Origin of the sequence: Microcystis sp. M53598_WE2 (assembly GCF_030067735.1) — a bacterium.
GTDB lineage: Bacteria > Cyanobacteriota > Cyanobacteriia > Cyanobacteriales > Microcystaceae > Microcystis > Microcystis aeruginosa.
In genome coordinates this window covers 1-3,906 of sequence record NZ_JASJFE010000828.1, presented here as the reverse complement: position 1 = coordinate 3,906, position 3,906 = coordinate 1, and the positions used below count along the sequence as shown (strand labels likewise).

At 43.3% G+C, this 3,906-nt stretch carries 3 protein-coding genes; 1 reads left to right on the top strand and 2 read right to left on the bottom strand.

All coding sequences use genetic code 11. From position 1 onward, the window contains the following. Window positions 1–223 precede the first annotated feature (223 nt). A complete protein-coding gene (locus PX636_RS16795; protein ID WP_002795660.1) occupies window positions 224–460 on the bottom strand; it encodes a DUF433 domain-containing protein in 237 nt (78 codons plus the stop codon). Between the two features lie 89 nt (window positions 461–549). Beyond that, window positions 550–1,245 (bottom strand): response regulator transcription factor, encoded by a 696-nt coding sequence (locus PX636_RS16790; protein ID WP_002795661.1) that lies wholly within the window; start codon window positions 1,243–1,245, stop codon window positions 550–552. 293 nt (window positions 1,246–1,538) lie between these two features. Here PX636_RS16790 and PX636_RS16785 point away from each other — a divergent pair, with 293 nt between their 5' ends. Further along, window positions 1,539–3,695, top strand: coding sequence for a putative PEP-binding protein (locus PX636_RS16785; protein WP_288117939.1), 2,157 nt, complete (start codon window positions 1,539–1,541; stop codon window positions 3,693–3,695). Window positions 3,696–3,906 lie beyond the last annotated feature (211 nt).

Sequence of the window (3,906 nt, the reverse complement as noted above, 5' to 3'; positions counted from 1 at the left end):
GCCAGTTACGCAAGAAGGGGATAACTATTAGGAAAACTGCTGATGTTATTATTGCCTCCTTTTGTATTGAAAATAATCTTCCGCTCCTTTTTTCAGATAAAGATTTTATTCCTTTTGTGAAGCACTTAAAGCTAATTTCAGTTTGTCCTACTACTAATGATGAACGATGATTGAGTTGCGACTCATTTCTATTAAGGAATGTTGAGTAAATCGACTAAAAACTTCATGGTGCAATTTGGTAGATGCTTTTTACCTGAGTTAATCGAGTGGCAAACAATAACGCCGCTAGAATATCCTCCCGTTCCAAATCATCGTAGTCGGCTAAAATATCTTCGATACTCATGCCAGAACTAAGTAATTCTAGGATAAATTCAACAGGATAACGCAATCCTCGAAGGCAAGGTTTGCCATGACAGATATTTAAATCGAGGGTGATTCGCTGCCAAAGTTGTTTTTCCATCGGTAATTCAGTTGCTTGTCATCTGCCTTTTTCCCCAGGGGATATTTCTAAGAAGAAAGTTGCCCGCTAGTTTGTCCTTAGCTGCTATATTAACTGGTTAAACCGTGTTTTAGGGCAAAACGTACCAATTCCGTGCGACTATTAGTACCAGTCTTGCTAAATAAGCGACTGACGTATTTTTCTACGTTTCTGACACTGGTTTCTAGACGACTGGCAATTTCTTTATTCATCAATCCCTCCGCTACTAAATCTAAAACACTTTGTTCCCGGGGGGTAAGGTCAATTTTAATCGGGGGGGGAGTAGTAGTAAAAGTGTTCTGTTGTCCCACCTGCTGTTTTAATTCCCGGATATCTCGGGCAATTTCTTCTAATCTAGCGTTTTCGCTGGTGGCTTGCAGGGATTGACGACGGCGCTCGATTAAAGACTTGATTAATGCTTCTAATTCTTCGGGATCGAAAGGCTTGGATAAATAAGCATCACAACCGGCATTATAACCCTGAATGCGATCGCTTGTCATCCCCCTAGCAGTGAGAAAAACCACGGGAATTGTCTGAAAACGAGCATCTTCGCGCAATTTCTTCAGAAACTGATAGCCATCCACCTGCGGCATCATAATGTCGGAGATGACTAATTCCGGAATTTCTTGATTGAGTAAATCCCAGGCTTCGTTAGCATTACTAGCAGTTCTTACCTCGAAGTCATCCCCGTACTGTAGATATGCTTGCACAGATTCACGAACCCCCGGTTCGTCATCCACTAACAAAACTTTCGCAGGTGTGTCCATCAATTTCTCGCAGCGATCGAATATTGTCCGAATCCTATCTTATCAGCTATCAGGAGCCGGTCGTCAGTAGTCAGGAGTTGGGGTTTTAGGGTTTTGGGGTATTAGTTGAAATTCCCCTATCTCCCCATTCCCTACACCCCACACCCTACACCCTACACCCCACTTCCCCACTTCCCCACTTCCCAGATCATCCTCAAGATAGTGACGGTGAGTTAAACTAGCAGATAGAACTAAAAAGTTACAAAAATCACCTAGATTATTTTAGAATCCTTTCACCATTCTTAACAAATCCCGTGACCATTCTCTGCTGGCTCGATCGCATTAGTGCTTCTGATCGCCCCCTGGTGGGGGAAAAAGCTTTTATTGCCAGTGAATTACACCAGCGAGGATACCCAATTATCGGGGGATTTGCCATTTTTAACCGCATTTTTGCGGAATTTTTGGAAACTATCAACAATGCTGACTCTTTCTTGACTGATTTTCCGCAATCTTCCCTCTATTTAGACGTAGATAACGCAAAAGCTCTGCAATTAGTCGCCAAAGAAAGTCGGCGCGCCATTTTACAAACGCAAATTCCTCCTCTCTGGTTAGAAGAACTAGAGGCGGCCGTGGCACAATTATCCATGGATACCCTAGTATGGCGCTTTTCCCTACCAGCTAATCTGGCTCGGCGAACTCTCGGTTTATTTTCCGCCCCAATCAGTGGAATTAAAGCAGATAATCTAGAAAATGCCCTAAAACAAGCTTGGGCGGAGTTATTCACCGCCAGAAGTCTATTTTATTGGCGAAAAGTGGGAATTGGTTTAGAAAAAATTCAATTATCTTTACTGGTACAACCGTTATTACCGGCCAATTGTGCGGGAAATGTGTTAATTAATGAGGATAACTGGCAAATTCAGGCGGTTTGGGGATTAGGACACAGTTTAGCTAATGGAGAAGTGGCACCGGATACCTACATTATCGATCGCTCCGGTCAATTACGCAGTCGGCAATTAGGCAATAAATCCCGCGCTTATTATCTCAATAGTGACAGTAATCTGCTCGCGCCACAATTATTAGCACCCAGTTTACAGGAAAGCTACTGTTTAGATAATTTCGCCCTCGATCGCCTTTGTCAACTGGTTCAATCTCTGCTGACGGAAAAACCGACGTTAACCAGCATAGAATGGCTGATGATGCTGGATGGTCAAATTTATATTCTTAGCTGTCACAGTCAGGAAATCACCGCTACTACCTGCCATTATCCCTTAAGAGGATTAGGGGCATCCCCGGGGTTGGCATCGGGAGTGGCAAAAGTGATCAGCAATTTCGACTCCCCAGAGGCAAATTTTCAGGATTGCATTCTGGTTACTGCTAATTTACCTCCGAAAAAACTGCCCCATTTACGCCAAATTCGAGCAATGATCACGGAACAGGGGGGATTAACTAGCCATGGAGCCATTTTAGCCCGGGAATTAGCCATTCCTGCCGTTGTCGGGGTGAAAAATGCCACGGAAATTATCCGCTCAGGGGAGATAATTTTAGTAGATGGTACGAGGGGAATTATTTCTCTAGCATCTCAGGAACAGATTTCCTTACCCTCAGCACCCCCCAGAGAAACCGACGGGACGGCAATTGCTACCCGTTTGATGGTTAATCTCAGTCAAACTGAAAGTATTGCCGGAATCCAAGAACTGCCTATTGATGGGATCGGTTTATTGCGCTCAGAATGGATGATTTTAGAGTTACTTTCTCAGCGTAATCTAGAAGAATGGTTAACACCAGAGCATCAAGAAGCATTGATCGAGAGATTAAGTGATTTAATCGCACAATTTGCCCTTAGTATCCAGCCTAAGCCTTTATTTTACCGTTCTTTTGATGCTCAACATTCGACTAAAGACAGTCGGGGAACCCATGGTTATATATTAGATCCGACTCTATTCGATCTAGAATTGCAAGCTTTACGACGGGTACAAACCACCAGCGCCACCAATATTAATTTACTGCTTCCCTTTGTCCGCGGGGTTGAGGAATTTATTTTCTGCCGGCAACGGGTACAATCGGCTTTACTCACTCAAGTCCCTTCTTTCCAATTGGGGATAATGGTGGAAGTACCGGGGGTAATCTTTCAATTAGCGGATTATGTGCAAGCGGGGGTACAGTTAATCGCTATTGGTACTAATGATTTAACTCAATTACTTTTAGGTAGCGATCGAGAAGATTTCTCAGAATATTTTAACGCCCGTCATCCCGCAGTCAGGGCAGCTTTAAAACAAATTATCACTCAAGCAAAAGTTTTACAGATTCCCTGTTCCGTTTGCGGCATGGCCATCGTCCAGTATCCTGAACTTATCGATGATCTGATTGCTTGGGGCGTGACTTCTCTTTCGGTGGATACAGAAGCAGTTTTAGCCACTAGAGAAGCAATTGTTCGCGCAGAAAGAAGGTTTTTATTGGAAAATAGCAGATAACTTCCGAACTACCCCACTACCCCACTACCCCATCAACCCACTTCCCCACTACCCCACTTCCTAATTCATACTTTGTGCTTTTTGTCAAAAAAACTTTTTTTTTGCAATAAAACTACACAAAAAAAAGATCATCGTTGTGGGTGAAATTGACTCATTTACCTGTCTTAATGAGGATTACCTTCTAGGTGTGGCAAGGGTTTCAACCGTTGCT

Coding starts and splice junctions, on each gene's coding strand:
- PX636_RS16795 (WP_002795660.1), bottom strand. CDS start 460: ATGGAAAAACAACTTTGGCAGCGAATCACCCTCGATTTAAATATCTGT.
- PX636_RS16790 (WP_002795661.1), bottom strand. CDS start 1,245: ATGGACACACCTGCGAAAGTTTTGTTAGTGGATGACGAACCGGGGGTT.